The organism is Bacillus cereus group sp. N14, from assembly GCF_016483555.1.
Classification (GTDB): Bacteria; Bacillota; Bacilli; order Bacillales; family Bacillaceae_G; genus Bacillus_A; species Bacillus_A wiedmannii.
The window spans coordinates 1-402 of the sequence record NZ_JAEHBQ010000070.1; the positions used below are offsets into that span (position 1 = coordinate 1).

The following is a 402-nucleotide window of genomic DNA, read 5'->3' on the forward strand; positions in this document are numbered from 1 at the left end:
CCAGTATCATTCGAAATCAAAAAAGGTATGACGAAAGTTTTATCATTGAAAGTAGAGAACGAACTGTTGGATAAAGGTTCAGTAGAGATTACAAAAGTAGACAAAGAAAGTGGCGCAGTATTAGCGGGCGTAACATTCGAAGTGCAAGATGAAAAAGGCAAAGTAGTAACAAAAGTAACGACAGATAAAGAAGGAAAAGCAAAAATTGCTGATTTATCAGTAGGAAAATATAAGCTAGTAGAGGTAGAAAGCTTACCAGGATATAAAAAACTAGCGAAGCCAGTATCATTCGAAATCAAAAAAGGTATGACAGAAGTTTTATCACTAAAAGTAGAGAATGAACTAGTAGATAAAGGTTCAGTAGAAATTACAAAAGTAGATAAAGATAGTCAAAAAGTATTA

General features: G+C 32.8%; 1 protein-coding gene. It reads left to right on the plus strand.

Annotated features, from left to right (window positions below; translation table 11 throughout):
- On the plus strand, positions 1–402 hold a 402-nt coding region (locus JDS82_RS29085), incomplete at both ends, for an MSCRAMM family protein (RefSeq protein WP_242474950.1).